This is a genomic window from Novosphingobium endophyticum, assembly GCF_014640675.1.
Classification (GTDB): Bacteria; Pseudomonadota; Alphaproteobacteria; order Sphingomonadales; family Sphingomonadaceae; genus Novosphingobium; species Novosphingobium endophyticum.
The window spans coordinates 1-1,352 of the sequence record NZ_BMHK01000088.1 but is presented as its reverse complement, the minus strand read 5'-3'; the positions used below and the strand labels follow the sequence as shown (position 1 = coordinate 1,352).

The window sequence follows — 1,352 nt, the reverse complement described above, 5'->3', positions numbered from 1 at the left end:
CAGTAGCAAGCCCTAAACTATGCCGAGCCAATTACCGGTAATACATTGGCGCACCGAGGAATCCTAAACCCACTCGGCATAGTCCGCCGCTCGGCATAAGTTCCCTTATGCCGAGTTCGGCATAATGGCACGTACTGACTGCGAACGAGAAGGTAACAAATGTAGGCCCGTTCCGCCGCCTGGTGAAGAGTGAAGGCAGCAAGATTCGGATTCCCTCTCTCGCGATATAGCTCTGCGCCAGCGAGAAGATCATCGATTCCGGCAAACCATTGATCAAAATAGCCCTTCGCCATCTCGTACGCATCCGTCGCCGTTAGCGGTTTTGGCGCAGCAAGCGCGACACCGGGCAATTCGTAGAGAGCGATGCCATCGCGAGCGATATCAACCCAGAAGTATTCCCCGCGCGTCAGGCCCTGGTTCACTTCGTCGAGCGTGTGCACGATGATGTTGACAGGCCGCCCGATCACCGGATCACGCAAAATCCTGTCCTCGGCAACGTACCAGTACTCGGCAATGTCGGTGAGATCCGGGTGACTGACGATGACCAGCAGGTCGTAATCGGACTGGTAGCCGCTTTCCGGCTCATCCACCCAGTCGCCCCGGCTGTAACTGCCGAACAGGGCAATCGTCTGGATTTTGCCGTGCTTCTTCCATGGCTGCGTCGCGCGCGAAATCGCGATGGCAAACTCGTCCATCAGGATCTGCTTCACCCGGGCCAGCTCTTCTTGCTGGATCGACGGCAGGTGGTCAACGTCCGTTCTCACCAGAGGATTCTGGCCGGCCATGCCGCCGGAGGCAAGCCTTCGTTACGACGAACGCTAAACTCGATAGTGACGGCATTCTGCTTCGGCACTTCGTGCCTTGGAGCAGCGTAACACTATGCCGAGCCGATTGCCTGGGAGTCGCCGAAAAACAGGGGCGTCATATGCCCACGTGGCATAGTCCGCAGTTCGGCATAATCGCCTCACTACAGGATCAGGCCCGAGGAACTGGAAGAACGCATCGAACTTCTCCAGACCGTCGTCAAGGACGCCTGCGAACGCCGCATCACTGCGCGAAGCTACGATCTAGTGGTGCGAGTCTAACGCTTGGTGCCCACGCCTGACGGCGGCGATGATTTCGTCGGGGTCGGCAGTCCATTGGAAGGGTTTGGGATTATCGCGGTTATGCTCGGCAACGAATCGGTTGATGGCGGCCTGGAGATCGACCAGTGAGTGGAAGACGCCGCGCTTCAGCCGGCGTTTGGCCAACTTGGCAAAGAAGCCTTCGACCGCATTCAGCCATGAGCAGGATGTCGGGGTGAAGTGAAAGGTGAAACGCGTGTGGCGATCGAGCCATGCGCGCACCTTCGG

General features: G+C 58.1%; 1 protein-coding gene and 1 pseudogene. Both read right to left on the bottom strand.

The window, feature by feature from the left end; all coding sequences use genetic code 11:
* Positions 1-17: 17 nt before the first annotated feature.
* Positions 18-785, bottom strand: coding sequence for a nucleotidyltransferase domain-containing protein (locus IEX32_RS20305; RefSeq protein ID WP_188773346.1), 768 nt, complete (start codon positions 783-785; stop codon positions 18-20).
* 282 nt (positions 786-1,067) lie between these two features.
* A pseudogene (locus IEX32_RS20300) lies at positions 1,068-1,352 on the bottom strand (IS630 family transposase); the annotation flags it as partial.

What these genes read in the sequence shown, in the direction of transcription:
- IEX32_RS20305 (WP_188773346.1), bottom strand. Translation starts at nt 785, where the DNA reads ATGGCCGGCCAGAATCCTCTGGTGAGAACGGACGTTGACCACCTGCCG.